Annotated in this window: 24 protein-coding genes; 17 read left to right on the top strand and 7 right to left on the bottom strand. The window is 64.6% G+C overall.

From position 1 onward, the window contains the following. Window positions 1-48: 48 nt before the first annotated feature. The 6 genes from guaA (at window position 49) to FHR95_RS06425 (ending at window position 5,302) form a co-directional block, all read left to right on the top strand. Window positions 49-1,626 (top strand): glutamine-hydrolyzing GMP synthase, encoded by a 1,578-nt coding sequence (guaA, locus tag FHR95_RS06450; RefSeq protein ID WP_183313810.1) that lies wholly within the window; start codon window positions 49-51, stop codon window positions 1,624-1,626. A gap of 174 nt (window positions 1,627-1,800) precedes the next feature. Next, window positions 1,801-2,235 (top strand): hypothetical protein, encoded by a 435-nt coding sequence (locus FHR95_RS06445; protein ID WP_183313809.1) that lies wholly within the window; start codon window positions 1,801-1,803, stop codon window positions 2,233-2,235. A gap of 461 nt (window positions 2,236-2,696) precedes the next feature. After that, window positions 2,697-2,966: a VOC family protein gene (locus tag FHR95_RS06440; RefSeq protein ID WP_183313808.1), complete on the top strand. Its 270-nt coding sequence runs from the start codon at window positions 2,697-2,699 to the stop codon at window positions 2,964-2,966. Between the two features lie 116 nt (window positions 2,967-3,082). Continuing rightward, window positions 3,083-4,273 (top strand): IS21 family transposase, encoded by a 1,191-nt coding sequence (gene istA, locus FHR95_RS06435; RefSeq protein WP_183313807.1) that lies wholly within the window; start codon window positions 3,083-3,085, stop codon window positions 4,271-4,273. Beyond that, entirely contained in the window at window positions 4,270-5,076 is an 807-nt protein-coding gene (gene istB / locus FHR95_RS06430) for an IS21-like element helper ATPase IstB (RefSeq protein WP_183313806.1), read from the top strand. The genes istA and istB overlap by 4 nt, the downstream gene beginning before the upstream one ends. Before the next feature lie 70 nt (window positions 5,077-5,146). Continuing rightward, window positions 5,147-5,302 (top strand): VOC family protein, encoded by a 156-nt coding sequence (locus FHR95_RS06425; RefSeq protein ID WP_425485270.1) that lies wholly within the window; start codon window positions 5,147-5,149, stop codon window positions 5,300-5,302. 50 nt (window positions 5,303-5,352) lie between these two features. Here FHR95_RS06425 and FHR95_RS06420 read toward each other — a convergent pair whose 3' ends face one another. Beyond that, the gene (locus FHR95_RS06420; RefSeq protein WP_183313805.1) at window positions 5,353-5,841 is read right to left on the bottom strand and encodes a pyridoxamine 5'-phosphate oxidase family protein; all 489 of its coding nucleotides are present in this window, start codon (window positions 5,839-5,841) and stop codon (window positions 5,353-5,355) included. A 115-nt stretch (window positions 5,842-5,956) separates the two neighbouring features. Here FHR95_RS06420 and FHR95_RS06415 point away from each other — a divergent pair, with 115 nt between their 5' ends. Further along, window positions 5,957-6,337, top strand: coding sequence for a GNAT family N-acetyltransferase (locus FHR95_RS06415; RefSeq protein WP_343065192.1), 381 nt, complete (start codon window positions 5,957-5,959; stop codon window positions 6,335-6,337). 53 nt (window positions 6,338-6,390) lie between these two features. On the opposite strand, the gene FHR95_RS17275 is transcribed toward FHR95_RS06415, so the two are convergent. Together FHR95_RS17275 and FHR95_RS06410 are read right to left on the bottom strand one after the other, a co-directional pair. Next, entirely contained in the window at window positions 6,391-6,525 is a 135-nt protein-coding gene (locus tag FHR95_RS17275) for a hypothetical protein (RefSeq protein WP_281380746.1), read from the bottom strand. A gap of 17 nt (window positions 6,526-6,542) precedes the next feature. After that, complete coding sequence (locus FHR95_RS06410) at window positions 6,543-7,307, bottom strand: PRC-barrel domain-containing protein (RefSeq protein WP_183313803.1); 765 nt, start codon at window positions 7,305-7,307, stop codon at window positions 6,543-6,545. A gap of 97 nt (window positions 7,308-7,404) precedes the next feature. Between FHR95_RS06410 and FHR95_RS06405 the strand changes: the two genes are divergently transcribed. The 5 genes from FHR95_RS06405 (at window position 7,405) to acuI (ending at window position 11,362) form a co-directional block, all read left to right on the top strand. Continuing rightward, window positions 7,405-7,872, top strand: a complete 468-nt coding sequence (locus tag FHR95_RS06405) for a YchJ family protein (protein WP_221199248.1) — start codon at window positions 7,405-7,407, stop codon at window positions 7,870-7,872. Between the two features lie 171 nt (window positions 7,873-8,043). After that, window positions 8,044-8,928 carry a glutathione-dependent disulfide-bond oxidoreductase gene (yghU, locus tag FHR95_RS06400; protein WP_183313802.1) on the top strand — a complete coding sequence of 295 codons (885 nt, stop codon included), beginning with the start codon at window positions 8,044-8,046 and terminating at the stop codon, window positions 8,926-8,928. 108 nt (window positions 8,929-9,036) lie between these two features. Then, the gene (locus FHR95_RS06395) at window positions 9,037-9,501 is read left to right on the top strand and encodes a DUF2267 domain-containing protein (RefSeq protein WP_183313801.1); all 465 of its coding nucleotides are present in this window, start codon (window positions 9,037-9,039) and stop codon (window positions 9,499-9,501) included. A 152-nt stretch (window positions 9,502-9,653) separates the two neighbouring features. Next, window positions 9,654-10,292, top strand: a complete 639-nt coding sequence (gene acuR, locus FHR95_RS06390; RefSeq protein WP_183313800.1) for an acrylate utilization transcriptional regulator AcuR — start codon at window positions 9,654-9,656, stop codon at window positions 10,290-10,292. 77 nt (window positions 10,293-10,369) lie between these two features. Continuing rightward, on the top strand, window positions 10,370-11,362 hold the full coding sequence (acuI, locus tag FHR95_RS06385; RefSeq protein ID WP_183313799.1) for an acrylyl-CoA reductase (NADPH): 993 nt from the start codon (window positions 10,370-10,372) through the stop codon (window positions 11,360-11,362). Window positions 11,363-11,445: 83 nt separating this feature from the next. Here acuI and FHR95_RS06380 read toward each other — a convergent pair whose 3' ends face one another. Further along, window positions 11,446-13,197, bottom strand: a complete 1,752-nt coding sequence (locus tag FHR95_RS06380) for a sensor domain-containing phosphodiesterase (RefSeq protein ID WP_183313798.1) — start codon at window positions 13,195-13,197, stop codon at window positions 11,446-11,448. A gap of 115 nt (window positions 13,198-13,312) precedes the next feature. Beyond that, window positions 13,313-14,971, bottom strand: coding sequence for a sensor domain-containing diguanylate cyclase (locus tag FHR95_RS06375; protein WP_183313797.1), 1,659 nt, complete (start codon window positions 14,969-14,971; stop codon window positions 13,313-13,315). 193 nt (window positions 14,972-15,164) lie between these two features. Here FHR95_RS06375 and FHR95_RS06370 point away from each other — a divergent pair, with 193 nt between their 5' ends. The 5 genes from FHR95_RS06370 to FHR95_RS06345 all read left to right on the top strand — a co-directional run bounded on the left by FHR95_RS06370 (window position 15,165) and on the right by FHR95_RS06345 (window position 19,496). Further along, window positions 15,165-15,935: a TIGR01458 family HAD-type hydrolase gene (locus FHR95_RS06370; protein ID WP_183313796.1), complete on the top strand. Its 771-nt coding sequence runs from the start codon at window positions 15,165-15,167 to the stop codon at window positions 15,933-15,935. Window positions 15,936-16,058: 123 nt separating this feature from the next. Beyond that, window positions 16,059-16,529: a phosphate-starvation-inducible PsiE family protein gene (locus FHR95_RS06365; RefSeq protein ID WP_098180643.1), complete on the top strand. Its 471-nt coding sequence runs from the start codon at window positions 16,059-16,061 to the stop codon at window positions 16,527-16,529. A gap of 43 nt (window positions 16,530-16,572) precedes the next feature. After that, a complete protein-coding gene (locus FHR95_RS06360; RefSeq protein ID WP_246378422.1) occupies window positions 16,573-16,704 on the top strand; it encodes a PhzF family phenazine biosynthesis protein in 132 nt (43 codons plus the stop codon). A gap of 171 nt (window positions 16,705-16,875) precedes the next feature. Next, on the top strand, window positions 16,876-18,744 hold the full coding sequence (locus FHR95_RS06350; protein WP_246378421.1) for a glutamate synthase-related protein: 1,869 nt from the start codon (window positions 16,876-16,878) through the stop codon (window positions 18,742-18,744). 200 nt (window positions 18,745-18,944) lie between these two features. Continuing rightward, window positions 18,945-19,496, top strand: coding sequence for a hypothetical protein (locus FHR95_RS06345; protein ID WP_183313795.1), 552 nt, complete (start codon window positions 18,945-18,947; stop codon window positions 19,494-19,496). Window positions 19,497-19,500: 4 nt separating this feature from the next. Here the strand turns inward: FHR95_RS06345 and FHR95_RS06340 are convergent, their stop codons facing one another. After that, window positions 19,501-19,716: a TIGR02450 family Trp-rich protein gene (locus FHR95_RS06340; RefSeq protein WP_040185252.1), complete on the bottom strand. Its 216-nt coding sequence runs from the start codon at window positions 19,714-19,716 to the stop codon at window positions 19,501-19,503. A gap of 10 nt (window positions 19,717-19,726) precedes the next feature. After that, the gene (locus FHR95_RS06335; protein ID WP_183313794.1) at window positions 19,727-20,725 is read right to left on the bottom strand and encodes an NADP-dependent oxidoreductase; all 999 of its coding nucleotides are present in this window, start codon (window positions 20,723-20,725) and stop codon (window positions 19,727-19,729) included. Window positions 20,726-20,769 lie beyond the last annotated feature (44 nt).

The raw sequence follows: 20,769 nt of genomic DNA, 5'->3' as shown, positions 1-20,769 counted from the left end.
TCCAGCTTTCGTGTTTCCGGGCCGTTCGTCTCTCAAAGGAAAGGCCAGATGACCGACATTCACGCCCACAAGATCCTGATCCTCGACTTCGGCTCCCAGTACACCCAGCTGATTGCCCGGCGGGTGCGCGAGATCGGCGTCTACTCCGAGGTGCGCGCCTTCGATATCACCGAGGCCGAGATTCGCGAGTACGCGCCCAACGGCATCATCCTCGCCGGCGGTCCGGAATCCGTCACCGAACTGGACTCGCCCCGCGCACCGCAGTGCGTGTTCGAGATGGATCTGCCGGTGCTGGGCATCTGCTACGGCATGCAGACCATGGCAGATCAGCTCGGCGGCGCCGTGGAGGGCTCGAAGGTTCACGAGTTCGGCTACGCGCAGATCCGCATCGACGAAGAGACCGCGCTGTTCCGCAACATCTCGGATCACATCGACCACGAGACCGGGCGCAACCTGCTCGATGTGTGGATGAGCCACGGCGACAAGGTCTCTCGGGTGCCGGACGCCTTCACCGTCACCGCTTCCACCCCGAGCTGCCCCATCGCCGCCATGGCCTGGGAGGAGAAGCGCTTCTATGGCGTGCAGTTCCACCCCGAGGTGACCCACACCCTGCAGGGCCTGCGTATCCTCGAGCACTTCGTGCTGGAGATCTGCGGCGCCGAGCGCCTGTGGACCCCGGCCCAGATCATCGAGGACCAGATCGAGCGCGTGCGCGAGCAGGTCGGTGATCGCCACGTGCTGCTCGGCCTCTCCGGCGGTGTGGACTCCTCGGTGGTGGCGGCGCTGCTGCATAAGGCGATCGGCGACCAGCTGACCTGCGTGTTCGTCGACAACGGCCTGCTGCGCAAGGACGAGGGCGAGCAGGTGATGGAGACCTTTGCCCGCCACATGGGCGTGAAGGTGATCCGCGTCAACGCCGAGCCGCTGTTTCTCTCCAAGCTTGAAGGCGAGGCCGACCCCGAGGCCAAGCGCAAGATCATCGGCAACACCTTCATCGAGGTGTTCGACGAGGAAGCTGCCAAGATCGAGGGCGTGGACTTCCTCGCCCAGGGCACCATCTACCCGGACGTGATCGAGTCCGCCGCCAGTAAGACCGGCAAGGCGCATGTGATCAAGTCGCACCACAACGTCGGCGGCCTGCCCGAGACCATGAAGCTCACGCTCGTCGAGCCGCTGCGTGAGCTGTTCAAGGACGAGGTGCGCAAGCTCGGCGTCGAGCTCGGCTTGCCCTACGACATGGTCTACCGCCACCCCTTCCCGGGGCCGGGCCTGGGCGTGCGCATCCTCGGCGAGGTGAAGAAGGAGTATGCCGACATCCTGCGTGAGGCCGACGCCATCTTCATCGAGGAGCTGCACAACGCCGGCTGGTACCACAAGACCAGCCAGGCCTTCGCCGTCTTCCTGCCGGTGCGCTCCGTCGGCGTGGTGGGCGACGCCCGCCGCTACGAATGGGTCATCGCCCTGCGCGCCGTGGAGACCATCGACTTCATGACCGCCCGCTGGGCGCACCTGCCCTATGAGCTGCTGGAGAAGGTCTCCAACCGCATCATCAACGAGATCACCGGGGTCTCCCGCGTGACCTACGACGTCAGCAGCAAGCCTCCCGCCACCATCGAGTGGGAATAAGGAAAGTTAACAAGTTATTTTTTTCGTAACGGGAGTGTCGGAAGATGCTCCCATTTTTAATGGTTGCTTATGTTTTATATATCACTGTTAGCTCTTGTTGTTTCGGTTCTAAGTTTTTTTATATCTTTTTTTGTTTTTTATAATGATAGGGCAAGGGTTGTGTCTTGGGTAGAGATGCGATTTCACTCCTTCAGCCGCGACACTCTTGGTCCTCCTTTCATAACTTTAAAGGTTTTGAATCAGGGGCGGAGGCCTGTTGTTATAACAAATTTGATAAAGGTGGTTGAGGGTAAGGAGTATTCTGAGGTTATTGCAGAGCCTGAAGGCGTTGGAGAAATGGTGACTATTAATAATTTAGAAGATCCGTTATCTTATTTTGCAGACCTTTTTTCAATGGAAAATACGAGTAAGATTCTCAAAGAAGCAGAGTATTTTGAAAGGTTTGTTGTTGAGCGTGGGGAAGTTCAGGATTTGGTGGTTGAGGTTAGTAGTGGCGATTATAGGTTTCCGGAAAAGCTTCTTGTTCAAGACATAAGAGGCCGTAAGTATAAGGTAAGAAAAAGTTCGGATGTGTTGAAGAAATTTAAGGCTTTTTCTTCTGCTTCTTAATTCTATGGGCTTCTGATAATATTTCCTTCAAGGCCTTGGTCAGCCTGCAGGACGGCATCTGACGATGTTCGGCCAGCCATGGCTTCGATATCGCCCACTAAGGATATGTGCACCTGCTGCCTGTGCAGCATAGTGCTCTAGAATTCCGGCAACAGTAAGGAGACGGTGGCCGCATGCCGTCATTTCCTTGAGTCGGGTCGCTACCAGCTGATCGCCGATGCCTTCGGCCGCGCCGTGCTGACTCCACGCCGGCTGTTGCGAAGGCTACAACCTGCGCGAACTGGCCAGGTCTGTGACGGGGCATACGTGGACGACCACGTTGAATCGTGAATCGGGGAAAGGCCCTCATTCTTGGCTCGAAAAAGCCACCGTCGCATAGGCTGAATTTGCTGATCCCTTGGCCCTGAATCTCGTCTGCCCGCTATGGTGATTGATAGGGTAAAGGCCGGGAGGGAATCGCGGTGGAACAGCGCGTAAGTCTGATCACCCTAGGCGTCGGCGATCTGGCGCGGGCGCGGCGCTTCTATGAGGGACTGCGCTGGCAGGCGGGCATGGCAGTGAATGACGAGGTGGTGTTCTTCCAGCTCAACGGGCTGATCCTGTCGCTTTATCCGCGCGCCGCCCTGGTTCGTGATGCCGGCGTGGGGGGCGCGGGCAGCCCTATGCGTCAACGTAGTTGTCACCTAAACGGATTGAGAGGTGATCAACGTGCGTTACCCCACAGAGCGTAAGGCCGAGCGCGCTGTCAGTACCGATGCTAAAAGTCCCCTGAGTACCGAAATAAGGTGTCCCACCACTCAAGCAGGGTACCTTCTGGTTGGGAAGCAGAACGATCAGGAGGTACCCGATGCTCAAGCAGGAGGACTTCCTCATGATAAGGCACAAGGCTCAACAGGGGGCATACCTCAAGGACATCGCCGCTGAACTTGGCATCCATCCCCGCACCGTGCGTCGCGCTCTTCAGCGCGGTAGTGCGCCCTCTCGGCGCCGACCAGGCGCCCGGCGCAGCAAGCTGGACCCGTTCAAGCCGCAGGTCGATGCCTTGCTCGCGCAAGGTGTCTGGAACGCCCAGGTGATCTTCACCGAGCTGCGCCGCAGCGGGTATGAGGGCGGCTATTCGATCCTCTGCGACTACATCCGCCCCAAGCGCTCGCTGCAGCCGTCAAAAGCCACGGTGCGCTTCGAGACGCGCCCCGGCTACCAACTGCAACATGACTGGGGCGAGCTGATGGTGGATCTCGATGGCCAGCCCACCCGCGTCAACATCGCCGTCAACGTGCTCGGTTACTCGCGGCAAATGCACGTCTACGCCGCGCCGGCCCAAGATGCCGAGCACACCTACGAGAGCCTGGTCAGGGCCTTCGAGGCATTCAGCGGCGCCCCGGCCGAAGTGCTGGTCGACAACCAGAAGGCCGCGGTCCTGAAGCGCGAGAACGGCCGTGTGGTCTTCAATCCGCGCTTCCTCGACCTGGCGGGCCACTACGGCTTCCAGCCGCGTGCCTGCCGGCCGTATCGGGCCCGAACCAAGGGCAAGACCGAGCGCATGGTCGGTTACCTGAAGGATTACTTCTTCGCTGGCCACCGGTCATTCCGGTCCTTCGCGGACCTCAACCATCAGCTGGAACAGTGGCTGGACGAGGAGGCCAACCGGCGCCGGCACCGGCACCGTACGCATGGCGAGATCGTCCGTGAGCGCTTTCAGTGCGATGAGCAGCCGACGCTGACAGAGCTGCCACGGCAGCGTTTCGATACCGCCTACCTCGACCACCGGCTGGTGGCCTGGGATGGCTACGTCGAAGTGCGCGGCAACCGCTACAGCGTGCCCGACACCCTGTGCGGCCAGTCCGTGCGGATCCGCGTTACCTTGCAGGACGAGCTGCAGGTCATCGACGCCCAGGAGCGCATCGTCGCCGAGCACCTGCTGGCCCTGCCGGATGCAGGCTGGCAGCGGCAGGCCGACCACCATCGCCGCCTGTGGCGGGAGGCGCTGCAGGTCGAGCAGCGCGGCCTGGATATCTACGAGGAGGTGGCGTCATGACCCTGGAACAGCTGCTGCAACAGCTCAAGTTCGATCATCTGGCCGACCAGCTGGAGACGGTCTGTGAGCAGGCGGCGAGCCGGGAGCTCGACTACCGCGAGTTTCTTTCCGAGGCGCTGCAGTGCGAGTGGGCCGGGCGTCACCGGCGTGGTATCGACTCACGAATCAAGCAGGCTCGCCTGCCGTGGCTAAAAACGCTGGAGCAGCTCGATTTCGACTTCCAGCCCTCGATTGACCGAAAGGTGGTCCGCCAGCTCAGTGGGCTGGCCTTCGTCGAACGGGCCGAGAACATCGTGCTGCTGGGCCCGCCGGGTGTCGGAAAAACGCACTTGGCCGTGGCGCTGGGAATGAAGGCCATCGAGAGCGGCCACCGGGTGCTGTTCATGACCGTGGACCAGCTGATGAGCCGGCTGCGCAAGGCCCGAGAAGAAAACCGGCTGGAGCGCATCCTGGCCCAACTCAGCTACCCCAAGGTGCTGATTCTGGACGAGATTGGCTATCTACCGCTCTCCCGGGACGAGGCCAATCTGTTCTTCCGCCTGGTCTCTCGGCGTTACGAGAAAGCCAGCCTGATCCTGACCTCCAACAAGTCCTTCACCGACTGGGGCGACGTGTTTGGCGATCCGGTACTGGCGACGGCGATCCTCGACCGGCTGCTGCACCACTCGACCACCATCAACATCAAGGGCGAGAGCTACCGGCTGAAGGAGAAGCGCAAGGCCGGCCTTCTCAACCAGCGCCCTCAGATGGAGACACAACCCACCGATGACCACCACGAGGAGACAGCCGAGGCCGAGAGCTGATCGGACTGGCCATCCACCGGTAATGACCGGACATCTTAGATCGGTAGAAAGCGGACAGTTCTAATCGGTATTGACACGCGCCGGCGGGCGGGTCGTCAAGCCGGCCAGCCTCGCGGCGTGGGGTGGGTACTCCGGCTATTTCGCCGACCCCGATGGCCACCTCTGGGAGGTGGCTCACAACCCGGGGTTCCCCATCGATGTCCACGGCAATACCCGGCTTGGCTGATCGATGGTAGAGGGTAATTGGGGAAGCCTCTCATTTACCCGAGTCGGCGCTTATTGGGTGGTGCCAAACTTTTCATGCTCGCCTTGGGTGGGCACTTCTCCTGCCGCGCCTTGGGTCTGGCGGTAGGCGCTCACCATCCTGCTGGTGTCCATGTCCCAGTGCTCCCCCTTGGTGACCTTGATTTCCAGCAGGCCGACGTTCGGTGAGTCCTTGCCTTGCGGGAACCACTCGGCAACAAAGGGGTTCCAGAGCGACTCGATGAGCGTCGTGTCCCGAATGACGCGGCCCACTCCCGTCATCGAGACATAGATGTGCTCGTGGGGGTCGGCAAAGCTGACGCATACGTCATTATCTTCCTCGAGCTCAAACACCTTCTCCGCGTCCAGGTCGGTGAAGAACCAGAGTGTTCCATCGTAGTCGTCCTGCACCAGATACATGGGCCGGGCACGCAGGTCGTTGTCATGCCGAGTGGCGAGCATGCCGATTTTCATGTCCTTGATGAGGTTCCATATCTTCATCTTGTGCTCTTGGCTGGACATAGCATCTCCTTGGCATTTCGCGAAGTGATGACGCAGACAACCTGCTTTTGGCGGATAGTTGCGTCTTACTTATACAGAGTGTAGTTCAGGTTATGGGTTTTGTACAACGAGGGGTGTGCCTGGCACCATTCAGCCCGAGTTCGAACAGGCGCAGGGCTGCCTGCCTGCGCAGGATCAGCAATCGGGGACAAACCCTCATTCGGACGGCACGCCGGAGTGGTCCGGGCTGGGGCCGGTATCGGTACTGCCGGCTTGGCAGGGCAGGGGCATCGGCTCTGCGCTGATGAAAGAGTGCCTGGCATATCTACGGGAGCGTGGCGCCCGGGGCTGTGTGCTGGTGGGCGAGTCCGGGTACTACCAGCGCTTTGGCTTCCGTTCTTTGCCGGGGCTCATCCTGCCCGGCGTACCGCCGGAATACTTCATGGCGCTGAGTTGGAGCGACATACGCCCCCGAGGCGAGGTGGCCTTCCATCCGGCCTTCGAGGCAACAGCCTGACACCAAGCCCCGCAGTAGCGACAAGCCCGGTAATCAGCGCAGTATCACCCCACTCAATGCGCCGTCAGCCGCTCGATCAGTCGGCCGCTGTGCCGCCAGGTGTGCCAGTAGAGCGGGACTTCCTGCGCTTGACCGGGGTCGATGCTGACCAGGTGCAGCCGGCGGGTGTGGTTGAGCAGCCCATGCACCGCCCCGGCCGGCGCGGTCAGTCCCAGAGGCTGGGGTATTGCGCGAAGTCGAAGGGCGGCAGCTGCCTGAGATCCTGACGGGAATAGGGCAGCTCGTAGTGCATGGCGCCGGGGTTCCAGTCATCTGGGTGGCTGTAGAAGGGATAGGCGTAGGGCCCCGGGCCCCACTCGGGATCGGCAGACTTGACGATGACCGCCTGCATCACGCCGTTTCGGGTCAAGAGCGCATCCGTGATGTAGCCCAGGCCCGTCTCCCGGTCGAGGCTGGCAAAGTCATCGATCAGATCGGTGAGCTTCCAGATGCGCGGCCCGGTCATGACATCGCCTTCCACTTCGGTGACGCGCTGCGTGCCGCCCTTGAAGAGGTAGGCATCGTCGACATAGGCGTCGTCGAAGAGGTCGTACTCCTCGACGTTGTCCTGGTGCACCGGCACGCGCACGCCCTCGCGGGTCAGTGCCACCTCGTCCCAGGGAATGGAGACGTGGCGGTCGCCGCTGTCCCACATTCCGCCGACCTCGGCGATCAGGGTCACGATCTGGTTCTCGCTGTCGAGGATGGCATTCTCGACCGTGCCGACGGGGTCGCCGTCTGCGCCGACTGCCTGGGCCTCCAGCAGCGAAGTGGCCCGGATGCCGCCGGTTTCGTAGAGGGGCTGGTAGTTCCAGTCATCCAGGGGACGCGTGGCGGGCTTCTCGGCCTGGGCCTGGAGCGCAAAGGCCAGGGGGATGGCGCCGAAGAGGGAAAGGCAGAGCAGAGAGGTCACGCTGGGTTGCGGTTTCATGGGCACCTCCTCGCTTGTGTGCTTGTCACCCTAGTCAAGGGAGAGACACATCTCAAACAGGGTACACTGGGGTCCTTCGTGGCCTGAATGGGATCGCCTGGTGAAACCCCTTATCTCTCCCACCGCCTGTCCCTGCGGCAGTGGCCGGCTGCTGGCCCAATGTTGCGGCCGCCATCACGTCGGCGAGCCGGCGCCGACACCGGAGGCGCTGATGCGCTCGCGCTACAGCGCCTTCGCCCTGGGCCTTACCGACTATCTTCTGGCCACCTGGCACCCAAGCACCCGCCCGGCACAACTGCCGGCGGATGACGCCACCGAGTGGAAACGCCTCGAGGTACTCGATAGCGGGGAGGAGGGCGATCGTGGCCGCGTGCATTTTCGCGCCACCTTTCGCGAGGGCGGGCGCTGGGCGCTGCTTGAGGAACACTCGCGCTTCGTGCACGAGGACGGACAGTGGTGGTATCTCGATGGCGACTCCGCCGTCCATCGACTCAAGCCCGGCCGCAATGCCCCCTGCCCCTGCGGCAGCGGGCGCAAGTTCAAGGCATGCTGCGGTCCGGTCTGAAGGCTTAGGCCGCGGTGACTGGAAGTATGCGGCGGGTGAGTCGGAAGGGGCAGCAGGTTCACAGCGTAGGCTGCAGGGATTATCGTCAGGGTAACCCCTCTCTCGTCCGGTGGGCGTCCGTGAGGTGCCGGCGTCGGGCGAAGGTCACGTCATTTGTATCCAGGAGGTTGCATGAGCCAGGAAAACGCCTACGTTCCCCCCAGAGTGTGGACATGGGAAAGAGCCAGCGGCGGAACATTTTCCAGTATCAATCGGCCGGTGGCCGGGCCCACCCACGAGAAGGCGCTGCCGGTGGGCAAGCACCCCTTCCAGCTCTACTCCATGGGCACGCCCAATGGCGTCAAGGCCACGGTAATGTTCGAGGAGTTGCTGGCACGTGGCCACACGGGCGCCGAGTACGATGCCTGGCTGATTCGCATCGGCGAGGGCGACCAGTTCGGCAGCGGCTTCGTCGAGATCAATCCCAACTCCAAGATCCCGGCGATGGTCGATCGCAGTTCGTCTGAGCCGATTCGAGTCTTCGAGTCGGGAGCGATCCTGCTCTATCTGGCGGAGAAGTTCGGCGAGTTCCTGCCGGCGGATCCGGCCGGTCGCACGGAGGCCCTCAACTGGCTGTTCTGGCAGATGGGCAGCGCGCCTTTCCTGGGTGGCGGCTTCGGCCACTTCTACGCCTATGCGCCGGAGAAGCTTGAGTACCCCATCGACCGCTACGCCATGGAGACCAAGCGCCAGCTCGACGTGCTCGACCGCCGCCTGGCACAAACGCGCTACCTGGCGGGCGACACCTACACCATCGCCGATATCGCCAGCTGGCCCTGGTACGGCCAGCTGGCGCTGGACCGGCTCTACGGCGCCGGCGAGTTCCTCCAGGTGCAGGAGTACCAGAACGTGCAGCGCTGGGCCCGAGAGATCGACGCCCGCGAGGCGGTGCAGCGTGGGCGCATGGTCAACCGCACCTTCGGCGAGCCGGAGATGCAGCTTCACGAGCGCCATGACGCCAGCGATTTCACATTGCGCACCGAGGACGTGGTGGCGGGGGAGAAGGGCCACGCCTGACACCCTCGGCGTGGAGAGAGGCGCCTCCAGCGGCCCGACCGCTGCGACGATGCCTTGCTACGCTTTCCATATCGTGTTCAACGACCGATCACCGAGGAGGATGCCGCCATGGGCCACCACGGTAAGTCCGATGAAGACCTTCAGAGCGCGCGCGAGCAGCACCACGAAGGGCATCTCGAGACCACCTACAAGACCTTCATCAACGATCTCTGCCTGCCCGGTGATCTGCGCCAGGACGAGGCGGAGTGCGCGGCCGTCGCGGTGCTATGTACCTTGGAGAGCCGCATCCAGCCCCAGGAATCGCGAGACCTGGAAGCCCAGCTACCCGAGAAGCTGCAGGAGCTGTTGACCCATTGCCGCCACGGCAAGCAGGAGGCGCCGCAGCGGTTCGACAAGGAATCTTTCCTCGAGCGAATCGCGGCGGATCTCGATGTCACGCCCGAGCAGGCGGAGTCGCTGGCGCGCCGGGTCTTCGCCACGGTGCGCGACCAGATCAGCGACGGCGAGAGCCAGGACGTCGAGGGTCAGCTTCCCCCCGATATCGCCGACCTGTGGCGCGCCCCGCCGGTATGAACCATGCACCGTAGCCAGGCGTCATCCGTGCCGATGACGCCCGGCTCTCTTTTCTCCTCTCCCCCTCCCGCTTGCTGTGACCTCGTGAGCCTTGGCTTGCGCGGATGTCAGCGCTCCTTGATTTTATAGACGAGCGGTCTATATTGGTGGGCATGACCCCTTCATCGCCCGAAACCCGTCGCCGTCGTGGGCGTCCGCCCAAGCTGGGGCGCGATGCCCCGGACACCCGCGCCGCGCTGATCCGCGCCGGCACCGAAGTGCTCACCGAGCAGGGCTTCACCGCCTCCGGCATCGACGGCATCCTCAAGCGGGTCGGAGTGCCCAAGGGCTCCTTCTACTACTATTTTGATAGCAAGGAGGCCTTCGGGCGCGCCGTGATGGCGCACTACGGCGCCTATTTCGCCGGCAAGCTGGATCGCCACCTGCTCGACACCACCTTGACCCCCTTGGCGCGCCTGGCGGCCTTCGTCGAGGACGCCAAGGCGGGCATGGCCAAGCACGACTTCCGCCGGGGCTGCCTGGTGGGCAACCTCGGCCAGGAGGCTCCCGGCCTGCCGGCGAGCTATCGTGACTGGCTGCTGGAGACCCTGGCGGACTGGCAGCGACGACTGGCGCGCTGTTTGCGGGAGGCGCAGTCGGTGGGCGAACTGGCCGCCGACGCGGATTGCGACACCCTGGCCGAGGCGTTCTGGATCGGCTGGGAAGGCGCGGTGATGCGCGCACGCCTGGCGGGCCGAGTCGACCCGCTGGACACCTTCATCACGACCTACCTGCAGGGATTGCCGCGCTGAGTTGAGGCGGTCGCCTCGCGCCGCGGCGGTTTCTCAGGTTTTTTGGTAGACGATCGGTCTAAAAAAGGAGAACCATCATGTTCAACGCCATTCTGATCGAGAAAGACGACGACGGGCAGCAGCACGTCGCGGTGAAGCAACTGGATGAGTCACAGCTGCCAGAAGGCGACGTCACTGTCGCCGTCGACGCCAGCACCCTGAACTACAAGGACGCCCTGGCCATCACCGGCAAGGGGCCGGTAGTGCGCAAGTTCCCGATGGTGCCGGGCATCGACCTGGCCGGTACCGTCGAACACTCCTCCAGTGAGCGCTACCGCGAGGGCGATCGCGTGCTGCTCAACGGCTGGGGCGTGGGTGAGGGTCATTGGGGCGGCCTGGCCGAGAAGGCGCGCCTCTCGAGCGACTGGCTGATTCCGCAGCCGTCTGCTTTCACCGCGCAGCAGGCCATGGCCATCGGCACTGCCGGCTACACGGCGATGCTGTCGGTGATGGCGCTGGAGCGCCATGGCGTGACGCCGGACAAGGGCGAGGTGCTGGTAACCGGCGCCAGCGGCGGGGTGGGCAGTGTCGCCATCAGCCTGCTGGCGAGGCTGGGCTACACGGTGGTCGCCTCGACGGGGCGCCTCGAGGAGCGGGCCTATCTCGAGGAACTGGGTGCCAGCGAGGTCATCGACCGAAGCACACTGTCCGAACCCGGCCGGCCGCTGGCCAAGGAGCGCTGGGCGGGGGCCGTCGATGCCGCCGGCAGCCATACCCTGGCCAATGTCTGCGCCAGCACCCGCTATGGCGGCACGGTGACGGCCTGCGGCCTGGCCCAGGGCATGGACCTGCCCGCTAGCGTGGCCCCCTTCATCCTGCGTGGCGTTACCCTGGCCGGCATCGACAGCGTGATGCGCCCCTACGACGATCGCGTCGAGGCGTGGCGGCGCCTGGGCGAGCTGCTGCCGCCCGAGCGGCTGGAGGCGATCACCCGCAGTATCTCGCTGGAAGAGGCGATCCCCGTCGCCGGCGATCTGCTTCAGGGCAAGGTTCGGGGGCGGGTCGTGGTCGACCTGTCGCGCCAGGGGTGATTTGCTGGTTGCCCGGCGCGACATCCGGCGGTGGGGGCGCCTGTGTCAGCAGTGACGTCATGCGACCCTATCGCTGCTCCGCATCAGGCCTGCTGAGCTAGCCAGGCCTCGAAGACGCCGGGCAGCAGCGGCTTGGCCAGCAGGTAGCCCTGTACCTCGTTGCAGCCTAGCTGGCCCAGGCAGGCGAGGGCGGCCTCGTCTTCCACCCCCTCGGCGACAACGCTGTACCCCAGCTCATGGGCCATGCCGATCATCGATCCGACCAGGGTCCGGGTACGAGCATGCTCCCCGAGGTGGGTAATGAAACGCCGGTCGATCTTGACGATATTTGCCGGAATCTCATGCAGGTAGGAGAGGCTGCTGTAGCCGGTGCCGAAGTCGTCGATGGCGATCAGGATACCCGCCGCGATCAAGGCCTCGAGCTGAGACGCCGCTGCCCGCCCCTTGCCGATCAGGGCGCTCTCGGTCACTTCCAGCTCGATGGCCGCGGCGGGCAGGCGAGCCTGGCGCAGCGCTTCGAGCACTCGCTGGGCGAAGTCGGCCTCCTCCAGATTGGTCGCCGAGACATTGATCGAGATCCGCAGGTCTCGCCCCTGCCTGTGCCAGAGCGCCGCCTGGTGGATCGCGTGTCGCATCACCCAGTCCGTCAGGGAGCGGGCCATGGGGGTATTCTCGATCAGCGGAATGAATTCCGCCGGGGAGACCTCGCCCAGCACCGGGTGTCGCCAGCGCAGCAGGGCCTCGGCCCCTTGGCAGACGCCGCTCGCCACGGCAACGCGTGGCTGGAAGACGAGATACAGTTCGTCATCACTTTCCAAGGCTCGGTCGATGTCGGAGAGCAGCATGTTGCGCCGCTGGAACCGCTCTTCCAGCTCCTTGGAGAACACGCCGGCACCCCGGCCTATCTGGCGCGCGTCGAGGGTCGCCGCGTGGGCGCTGCGCAGCACGTCTGACGGCGTTGTGGCGCCGAGATGGAAGGCCGCGATGCCCACCACCGGCTGCACCAGCACGGGCACTTCCCGGGCCGATTCGAGCGCCATCAGATCCTCGCGAAGGCGCAGCGCATGCTCGATGAGCGCGTCTTCGCTCGCCGCTGCCACCAGGTGCACGAACTGGCAACCGCCGAGATAGTAGAGCCGCGACTCCTTTCCGAGCGCTTGCTGCAGGCACCGGGCGGAGACCTGGGCGAGCTCGTCCAGGAAGGCGGGGCCCATGGTACGGTGCAGCGCGCTCAGCTGGCTGGGTTCGACCACTTCGATGAAGAAGGCGGCTCGCCGCGTGTCGGGCGCATCGAGGGCCAGATCCTGGACGTCCTCCTCGAACTGGCCGCGATTCGCCATGCCCGTCAGCGGATCGACCCTGCCGAAGGCGTGTTGCAGCTCAATCTGGGCCATGGCCATGGCGGCCAGGTCGACCAGTGTCGCCCTTTCCTGCTCGGTGATCTCGCGCGGCTCCGTGCCCAGCACACACATGGCCCCCAGGGTATGCCCCTCGCGGGTCGTCAGTGGCGCACCGGCGTAGAAGCGAATCCCCGAATTGGCCAGGTGACTTTCCCGGTAACAGCTCGAGGCCAGCATGTCGGGGATGATAACGACCTCGGAGGAGGCGGAAACACTGGCACAGGGCGCCTTCTCACGGGGGATCTCCCAGTGATCCACGCCAACGCGAGACTTGAACCACTGGCGATCGGCGTCCGTCAACGACACCGCCGAGATCGGCAAGCCGAACAGCTGGCTGGCCAAGCGGGTGAGGCGGTCGAAGCTTTCGCTGGGTGGGGTGTCAAGGAGGTTGAGCTGCTCAAGGGCGAAGAGACGGGCGCGTTCGAGGTGGTTCATCGACGAAAAATGGCCTCAGGGAGGAAGATACCAGGGAAAATACCACCAGCAAGCTGGGGCACCCAATAAATCCGGTCTATCAGCCTTCTGAAACTTGGTGTACTTGCCGCGTGAGTTACCAGCGAACCGCCACGCGGTTTCTGCCCGCGTGCTTTGCCTGGTACATGGCGGCATCGGCCCGCTGAGTGACGGCCTCGATGCTTCTATCGGTGGGCTTGAAGCAGGTGACGCCGATGCTCACCGTGAAGTGGAAGGGCAACTCCTCTGCCTCGATGGTGGCCTCGGCGATCTGGCGCAGCAGGCGCCAGGCGGTGGCTTCGGCCTGCTCGGGGAGCATGCCGGGCATGATGACCATGAACTCCTCCCCGCCGGTTCGGCAGGGCAGATCTCGCTCGCGCAGGTTGTGGCGCAGAGTGTCCGCCAGCAGGCGCAGGCCCTTGTCGCCCTCGGCGTGGCCCAGGGTATCGTTGATGGCCTTGAAGCGGTCGATGTCGATCATCAACAGGGCGGCCGGAATCGCCTCTTCCCCGACCGATCTGGCGAGCCGTCGGGCGGACTCGTCGAAGGAGCGGCGGTTGGCCAGGCCGGTCAAGGGATCGGTGCTGGCCTTGCGGGCCCAGTCGGCTTCCTGATGCCGCTGTCGGGTGATGTCGCGATAGACCCAGAGGTGTCCATGGTACTCATCGGCGACAAACAGGGGTGTATAGGCGCGCTCCAGGAAGCGGCCATCCACCATGGTCAGCAGATCGCGGCTCTGCTTGCGCCTTGACGCCAGGAGGTCCTCGATCCTGTCCACGAAGCCTTCCGGTTCGGTGAAGTGCCCCTTGGCGGACTGGGCGGCCTCACGGCAGTCCATGCCGACCAGATTCTCGGGCGGGGCCTCAATGCCGAAGAGATCGCAAAACGCCTGATTGACGACGATGACCCGGCGCTGTTCGTCTTCGAGGAGCAGGCCTACGTCCAGGCCCTCGATGACCACCTCCAACTGGCGCTTGGAGACCAGTTGGGCCGTCTCCAGCGTCTTGCGCGACGTGATGTCGAACTCGCCCATCACGATCATCGGAAGCCCGGTCTTGGGGTCAGTCGCGCGGCAGAGATCGACGTGATGCCAGCGCTCGCTGTCGTCGACCCGCATGATCGCCTCCAGGGAGCACCTCGGCGCATCCTCGAGCTGTTGGATGAGCCGCTCGGCCACCTCGTGTTCCGCGAAGCAGGCGTCGAGGGAAGTCAGGGTCCGGCGGGCCGCAAGGGCAGCCGCGTTGCGAACCAGCAGGCGTCCCTGGCCGTCGAAGACCGAGACCATCATGGGGGTGTGGCGCACGGCTTCCAGGGCGCGCAGGCTGGAGGCATCCAGCGAGATATCGCTTTCCAGGCCCTCCACCAGCATGCCGGGGCGGCCGTCATCCATGACACAAGGGCTGCAGCGGCAGTGCAGCGAGATGGCCTGGCCGCCGGGGTAGAAGCTCCAGTGCTCATCGATGACCTCGCCCCGCGCCAGCCGCGGCAGGTAGTCTGCCAGGCGTTGCCGAGAGGTCTCGCTCATCGTCGAGGAGAAGTCACGTGCGTAGAGCTCCTGGGGCGTTTCGGCCGCCCAGAGTCTCACGGCGGCGGCATTGACATAGTGCATCCGCTCTCGCTCGATATCGAAGATCCAGATCGGGGTCTGGAGCTTATCGAGAAGCGTTGCCTGGTGGTGGATGAACGGCTCGGAAGCGCTATGGAAGGAGGTCATGAAAGCGGAAGGGTCCGTGGGGTTGCCATGGGTCGTTACCATCTCCGGTCACGCATCGCGGATTCTCGTCGATATCTCGCCTTGACCCTATCACTGAATGATAGCGGCATCAGCCTTGCCTGCCGTTGACGTCGATCACCGCGACACCGCGTGATGGCCGGTCTCTCGGGTAGCGGTCGGGACGATGCCGGGCCGATGTCACATTCGCCGTCTAGGCTGTCGGAAAGGCGAGAAAATGGAGGAGGTGACGATGCTCAAGGCGGTACTGCTCGATATCAGTGGCGTGTTGACCGAGGATGGCGAGGCCCTCCCCGGTGCCCTGGAGGCGGTGGCTCGGTTGCAGGAGCGCGACCTGACGCTGCGCTTTCTCACCAATACGTCGCGCAGGACGTCGGCCAAGGTCTGCGAGGACCTGCAGGCGTTGGGCTTCGACGTGGCGCCGGCGCAGGTATTCACCGCCCCGGGCGCGATCCGGCGCTATCTGGCGCGGCATCGGCTCTGTCCCTACCTGCTGATCCATGAGCGGCTCGAGCCGGAGTTTGCCGACCTGCCCAGCGGACAGCCCGACGCCGTGGTGCTCGGCGATGCCGAGCAGCGCCTGGACTATGCCCACCTCGACGAGGCCTTCCGGCTGCTGCTGGATGGCGCACCGCTGCTCGCCGTAGGCACCAATCGCTACTTCCGCCAGGCGGGGACCCTGCACCTGGATGCGGGGCCCTTCGTGCGTGCCCTGGAGTACGCCGCCGGCGTCGAGGCGCACGTGCTGGGCAAGCCGGCAGGCGATTTCTTCCATGCCGTGCTCGAGGAGGCCGGCGTGGCGCCCGACGAGGCACTGATGGTGGGTGATGACGTGGAGTGCGATGTGGTCGCCGCCATGGACGTCGGCCTGCAGGCTTGCCTGGTGCGCTCCGGGAAATATTGCGCCGGCGATGAGGATAAGGCGCCCGAGGCGCGCTGCGAGGCGAGCCTGGCCGACCTGGTCGAGGCACTGCTGGCAACCCGATAGTCGCGGGCGCGATGACCGACAGCCCATCCTGCCGTCTGGTGTCCTCCTGCGCGGCGCCATATGCTGGAGCAGCGCACCGGGCCGGCGCGTTCGCTTGCCGGCAAGCCGCTCAGGAGATACCCCATGGAACACGAGGAGAGCACCGAGGGCCGTTCGCCACGGCTGATGCACGACGAACTCCCCAAGGAACATGAAGACCCGCTGATCCGCCGGCTGCACCTCGTCATCCGCTTCGCCATCAAGATTCTGGCGGTGCTGATGGTGCTGGTGATTATCTGGGGCGTGCTGGACGTGGTCTATGTGCTCTACTCGCGCTTCATGGCACCACCGGTGATGTTGTTCGAGGTCAGCGATATCTTCCTGATCTTCGGTGCCTTCATGGTCGTGCTGATCGCCGTGGAGATCTTCATCAACATCCGGCTCTACCTCGGCACCAATATCCTGCCCATCCGGCTGGTGATCGCCACGGCGCTGATGGCGATCGCGCGAAAGGTGATCATCCTCGACACCGAGCTCGTCACCGCGGAGGAGATGCTGGCCATCGCGGCGGTGGTGCTGGCGCTCGGCGTGACGCACTGGCTGGTCGGCAAGTAGTCGCCGTGGCCTCGGGTCTGGAGGGCGAGCTCTGCGGGCGCTGATGGCCCGCGAGGACCTCACCACCCTGCCGCTCGTCTGGCGCGAGTCCGCCAGGCGCTTTCACGCCCGCGACCCCTTCCCGGTGGGTGGGGTCGTGGAGGACCCCGCCACCGGCGTCGCGGTGGTGCTGTAAGCCTGTCTCCCGCGTCCCCGCGTTGAGAGCCCGCGTTTCTCCGCCCGGGGCGGCCGGGTATGGTGGCAACTGGCGCCCGCCGCCCGGGTGCACCACGCTTCAACGACGTCCGTGCGGAGTCGACGCCCTTCGCACCCCTCCCGCCATCAACCCGTTCAGGAGCCCGTCACCATGAGCCAGCCCGTCATCGCCGACAACAAGCCCGCCACGGTGAAGCTGACCAAGGGCAAGGAGTACGCCTTCTGCCGCTGCGGGCGCTCCGCCAACCAGCCGTTCTGCGATGGCTCCCATGCCGGCACCGGCTTTACGCCCAAGAGCTTCGTCGCCGAGCAGGACGGCGAGGCCACGCTTTGCCAGTGCAAACACACCGCGGATGCGCCCTTCTGTGATGGCACCCACCAGCGGTTTGCCGACGACCAGGTCGGCAAGGAGGCGCCCGACGAAAAGGCCTCCGGCGAGGAGGCTACCGCGAGCGGGCCGGTCATCGCCGACAACACACCCATCACGGTGAATCTCACCAAGGGCAAGGAGTACGCCTTCTGCCGCTGTGGGCGCTCCGCCAACCAGCCGTTCTGCGATGGCTCCCACTCCGGCACCGGGATCACGCCCAAGAGCTTCGTTGCCGAAGAAGACGGCGAGGCGACCCTGTGTCGCTGCAAGCATACCGCCGATGCGCCCTTCTGCGACGGCACCCATCAGCAGTTCAGCGATGACCAGGTGGGCAAGCCGGGGCCCGGCGAGGCCAAGGATGCCTCCGACGAGGACGAGGATTCCGAGGCCAAGGCGCCGGAAGCCAAGGCCACCCGCGAAGAGCCCACGGTAGAATTTATCCATCAACTGGCGCGCGAGGGGCTCGAGAAGATGGGTCCCCATGGGCCGACCACCGCCATGGGGGTGCCGCGCCACACGCTGCCCCACTGGGATGACCTGCAGATCATGGCTGCCCAGCTGGCGACCCAGCCACTGATGGAAGACGCCGAGGTCGCTACCGAGCTGGTCATCGGCCCCGAGGCCAAGAAGCCGTTGACCTTGAGCATGCCGCTGTTCGTGTCGGACATGAGCTTCGGCGCGCTCTCCGAGGAGGCCAAGATGGCGCTGGCCCGCGGCGCCGAGCGGGCCGGTACCGGGATCTGTTCCGGGGAAGGCGGCATGCTGCCGGAGGAGCAGCAGGAGAATTCCCGCTACTTCTATGAGCTGGCGAGTGCCCAGTTCGGTTACCGCGAGGAATTGCTCGAGAAAGTCCAGGCCTTCCACTTCAAGGGCGGACAGGGCGCCAAGACTGGTACCGGTGGATACCTCCCGCGTAACAAGAACACCGGCAAGATCTCCGAGGTGCGCGGCATTCCCGAGGGCGAGCCCGCCGTCTCGCCGCCCACCTTCGAGGAACTGCACTCGGTGGAGGATTTCAAGCGCTTCGCCGACCGGGTGCGAGAGGTGACCGGCGGCATTCCGGTCGGCTTCAAGCTCAGTGCCAACCACGTCGAGCGGGATATCCAGTTCGCGCTTGATGCCGGCGCCGACTACCTCATTCTCGATGGCCGCGGCGGGGCCACCGGTGCGGCCCCGGAACTCTTTCGCGACCACATCAGCGTGCCCACCATTCCGGCCCTGGCCCGAGCCCGGCGCCACCTGGACGAGCAGGGCGCCAGCGGCCGGGTCACCCTGATCGTCACCGGTGGGCTGAGGGTGCCGAGCGACTTCGTGAAGGCCATGGCCCTCGGCGCAGACGGCATCGCGGTGGCCAACAGCGCCATCCAGGCGATCGGCTGCGTGTCCGCGCGGATCTGCAACACCAACAATTGTCCGGCCGGCGTGGCCACCCAGCGCAAGGACCTGCGCCAGCGGCTGAACGTCGACACCTCCTCCCGCCAGCTCCAGAGCTTCCTCGAGGCTTCGGTCTCGCTGATGCAGGTCATGGCGCGGGCCTGCGGCCATGACCGCCTGGACAAGTTCAACCGCGAGGACCTGGCTACCTGGCACCGCGAGATGGCCCTGCTGAGCGGCGTGCGCTACGCGGGCGTGATGGATCCGCGCGGCTGAAGGTGCGCGCCGACCGCGCTCGGCATGAAGGACGGAAGGGCGCCTTCGGGCGAGTGCCATGGGGCCCGCCCGGCTGGCGTATTGCATGTAGTAGCCGGCAGGCAGAGCTCGCATGGTGGGAGCCGGCAAGGTCGACTATCGTCAAGGGAGGGTCAGGATTCTCCCGAGCGCGGGCAGGTTCGGGTTGCGGAGGCCGCACCATGCAACGCATCCGGCACATCGATGCCATTACCCAGCGCCTGATCGTCATGACCACGGTGGCGGTCGCCGTGCTGGGCGCGATCTTCGCGCTCACCTTCTTCTACAATCAGCGGTTTCTGGTGACCTGGGCGGTCCCCCTGTGCGGCATCATCGGGGGGTTCGTGAGTATTCAGCAACGCCTGAACGAGGTCACCGACGAGGAACTCGCGTTGCTGAATGCCTCCTGGTTCCAGATCCTGCTGGTGCCAATCTTCGGTGGGGTGTTCGCCCTGGTGCTCTACCTGGTGTTCCTCTCCGGTATCGTCTCGGGCGATCTCTTTCCCGCCTTCTCCTTCCCGAGCCAGGAGGATCTCGAAGAGGGCGAGGATTTCATGCTGCGAATCTTCCGGGAAACCTATCCGAGCTCCGGGCCTGACCTGGCCAAGTTGCTGTTCTGGGCGTTCGTGGCCGGGTTCTCGGAACGCTTCGTGCCCCAGCTGATCAGTACGGTCACCTCCTCGGTCCCCGAGGCTTCCGAGCGGGAAGAGCGGGATAACTCGGATCAGCGCTGAAGAGTCAGCGCCAGCCCATCAACCAGGTAGCGTCGTCCTTGAGGGCCTGCCAGGGCAGGCGGGTCTCGCGATGGGAGTACACGGCCTCCAGGATCACCGCGACCACCCGCTCCTCCTCGTCCCGCTCGAGCGCGGTGACGAGGAAGTGTTTCTCCTTGTTGCGGGGCCGCGCTGCGGTCCACTTGCTGTGGTAGAGCTTGTCGGGATTGATGGTGTTCATGGTCCCTCGGTCAGAGCCTGACCAGCATCTTGCCGCGGTTGGCGCCCTCGAACAGCTCGAGGAAGGCGTCGGGGGTGCGCTCCAGGCCCTCTTCCACGGTTTCCGTGTAGTCGAGCTGGCCGCTCTCGACCTGCGGACCGACCTCGCCCAGGAACTCGGGGTAGTGCGCCCAGTGGTCGAAGACGATGAAGCCTTCCATGCGGGCACGACGAATCAGGATCATCGCCAGGTTGCTCGGCCCCGGACTCGGCGTCGCCTCGTTGTAGCGAGCGATCATGCCGCAGACAGCGATGCGCGCGCCGACCCTGAGGGTGTTCAGCGCCGCCTCCAGGCAGGTGCCACCCACGTTCTCGTAGTAGACGTCGAAGCCCTCGGGGCAGGCAGCCTGGAGCGCTTCGGTCAGCTCGGTGGCATCCCTGTCGCGATAGCTCACTGCCTTGACGCCGTGGGATTCCAGCCACTCGAGCTTGTCGGGCGAGCCGGCGATGCCCACCACGGTACCGCCCTTGGCCTTGGCCAGCTGCACGGCCAGCGAGCCCACCGCGCCGGCAGCGCCGCTGACCAGCACGTTGTCGCCTTCCTGCATCTCGGCGATGCGCTTGAGGCCCGTCCAGGCGGTCATGCCCGGCATGCCGAGTACACCCAGGTAAGCCTGTTCCGGTACGTCGAACGCGGGCAGGGGCTCCAGCTGGTCGCCGGTCAGCTGAGCGATGTCTCGCCAGCCGCCCATATGGCGCACCTTGGTGCCCACGGGGAAGGCCGCAGCGCGCGACTCGATTACCTCGCCGATCGCCGCCCCTTCGAGGGGCGCGTTCAGTTCGAAGGGGGCGATGTAGGTCTTCACGCCGCTCATGCGCCCGCGCATGTAGGGGTCCACCGACAGCCAGGTGTTGCGGATGCGTACCTCGTCCTCGGCGAGCGCGGGCAGCGCCTGCTCATGCAGTTCGAACAGCTCGCGTGCCGGGGTGCCCTGGGGGTAGTCGTTGATGGTGAAGTAGCGGGATTGCATCGTGCAGCTCCTTCGCGTCGGTATGTAGACGACCAGTCTAATGC

It is taken from the genome of Halomonas fontilapidosi, from assembly GCF_014192285.1.
Classification (GTDB): domain Bacteria; phylum Pseudomonadota; class Gammaproteobacteria; order Pseudomonadales; family Halomonadaceae; genus Halomonas; species Halomonas fontilapidosi.
The sequence above is the reverse complement of the archived record's forward strand: the minus strand, read 5'-3'. Positions and strand labels throughout refer to the sequence as shown.

Excerpts from the sequence above, each read along its gene's own strand:
- guaA (WP_183313810.1), top strand. The coding sequence starts at position 49 with ATGACCGACATTCACGCCCACAAGATCCTGATCCTCGACTTCGGCTCC.
- FHR95_RS06445 (WP_183313809.1), top strand. The coding sequence starts at position 1,801 with ATGCGATTTCACTCCTTCAGCCGCGACACTCTTGGTCCTCCTTTCATA.
- istA (WP_183313807.1), top strand. The coding sequence starts at position 3,083 with ATGCTCAAGCAGGAGGACTTCCTCATGATAAGGCACAAGGCTCAACAG.
- istB (WP_183313806.1), top strand. The coding sequence starts at position 4,270 with ATGACCCTGGAACAGCTGCTGCAACAGCTCAAGTTCGATCATCTGGCC.
- FHR95_RS06420 (WP_183313805.1), bottom strand. The coding sequence starts at position 5,841 with ATGTCCAGCCAAGAGCACAAGATGAAGATATGGAACCTCATCAAGGAC.
- FHR95_RS06410 (WP_183313803.1), bottom strand. The coding sequence starts at position 7,307 with ATGAAACCGCAACCCAGCGTGACCTCTCTGCTCTGCCTTTCCCTCTTC.
- yghU (WP_183313802.1), top strand. The coding sequence starts at position 8,044 with ATGAGCCAGGAAAACGCCTACGTTCCCCCCAGAGTGTGGACATGGGAA.
- FHR95_RS06395 (WP_183313801.1), top strand. The coding sequence starts at position 9,037 with ATGGGCCACCACGGTAAGTCCGATGAAGACCTTCAGAGCGCGCGCGAG.
- acuR (WP_183313800.1), top strand. The coding sequence starts at position 9,654 with ATGACCCCTTCATCGCCCGAAACCCGTCGCCGTCGTGGGCGTCCGCCC.
- acuI (WP_183313799.1), top strand. The coding sequence starts at position 10,370 with ATGTTCAACGCCATTCTGATCGAGAAAGACGACGACGGGCAGCAGCAC.
- FHR95_RS06380 (WP_183313798.1), bottom strand. The coding sequence starts at position 13,197 with ATGAACCACCTCGAACGCGCCCGTCTCTTCGCCCTTGAGCAGCTCAAC.
- FHR95_RS06375 (WP_183313797.1), bottom strand. The coding sequence starts at position 14,971 with ATGGTAACGACCCATGGCAACCCCACGGACCCTTCCGCTTTCATGACC.
- FHR95_RS06370 (WP_183313796.1), top strand. The coding sequence starts at position 15,165 with ATGGAGGAGGTGACGATGCTCAAGGCGGTACTGCTCGATATCAGTGGC.
- FHR95_RS06365 (WP_098180643.1), top strand. The coding sequence starts at position 16,059 with ATGGAACACGAGGAGAGCACCGAGGGCCGTTCGCCACGGCTGATGCAC.
- FHR95_RS06360 (WP_246378422.1), top strand. The coding sequence starts at position 16,573 with ATGGCCCGCGAGGACCTCACCACCCTGCCGCTCGTCTGGCGCGAGTCC.
- FHR95_RS06350 (WP_246378421.1), top strand. The coding sequence starts at position 16,876 with ATGAGCCAGCCCGTCATCGCCGACAACAAGCCCGCCACGGTGAAGCTG.
- FHR95_RS06345 (WP_183313795.1), top strand. The coding sequence starts at position 18,945 with ATGCAACGCATCCGGCACATCGATGCCATTACCCAGCGCCTGATCGTC.
- FHR95_RS06340 (WP_040185252.1), bottom strand. The coding sequence starts at position 19,716 with ATGAACACCATCAATCCCGACAAGCTCTACCACAGCAAGTGGACCGCA.
- FHR95_RS06335 (WP_183313794.1), bottom strand. The coding sequence starts at position 20,725 with ATGCAATCCCGCTACTTCACCATCAACGACTACCCCCAGGGCACCCCG.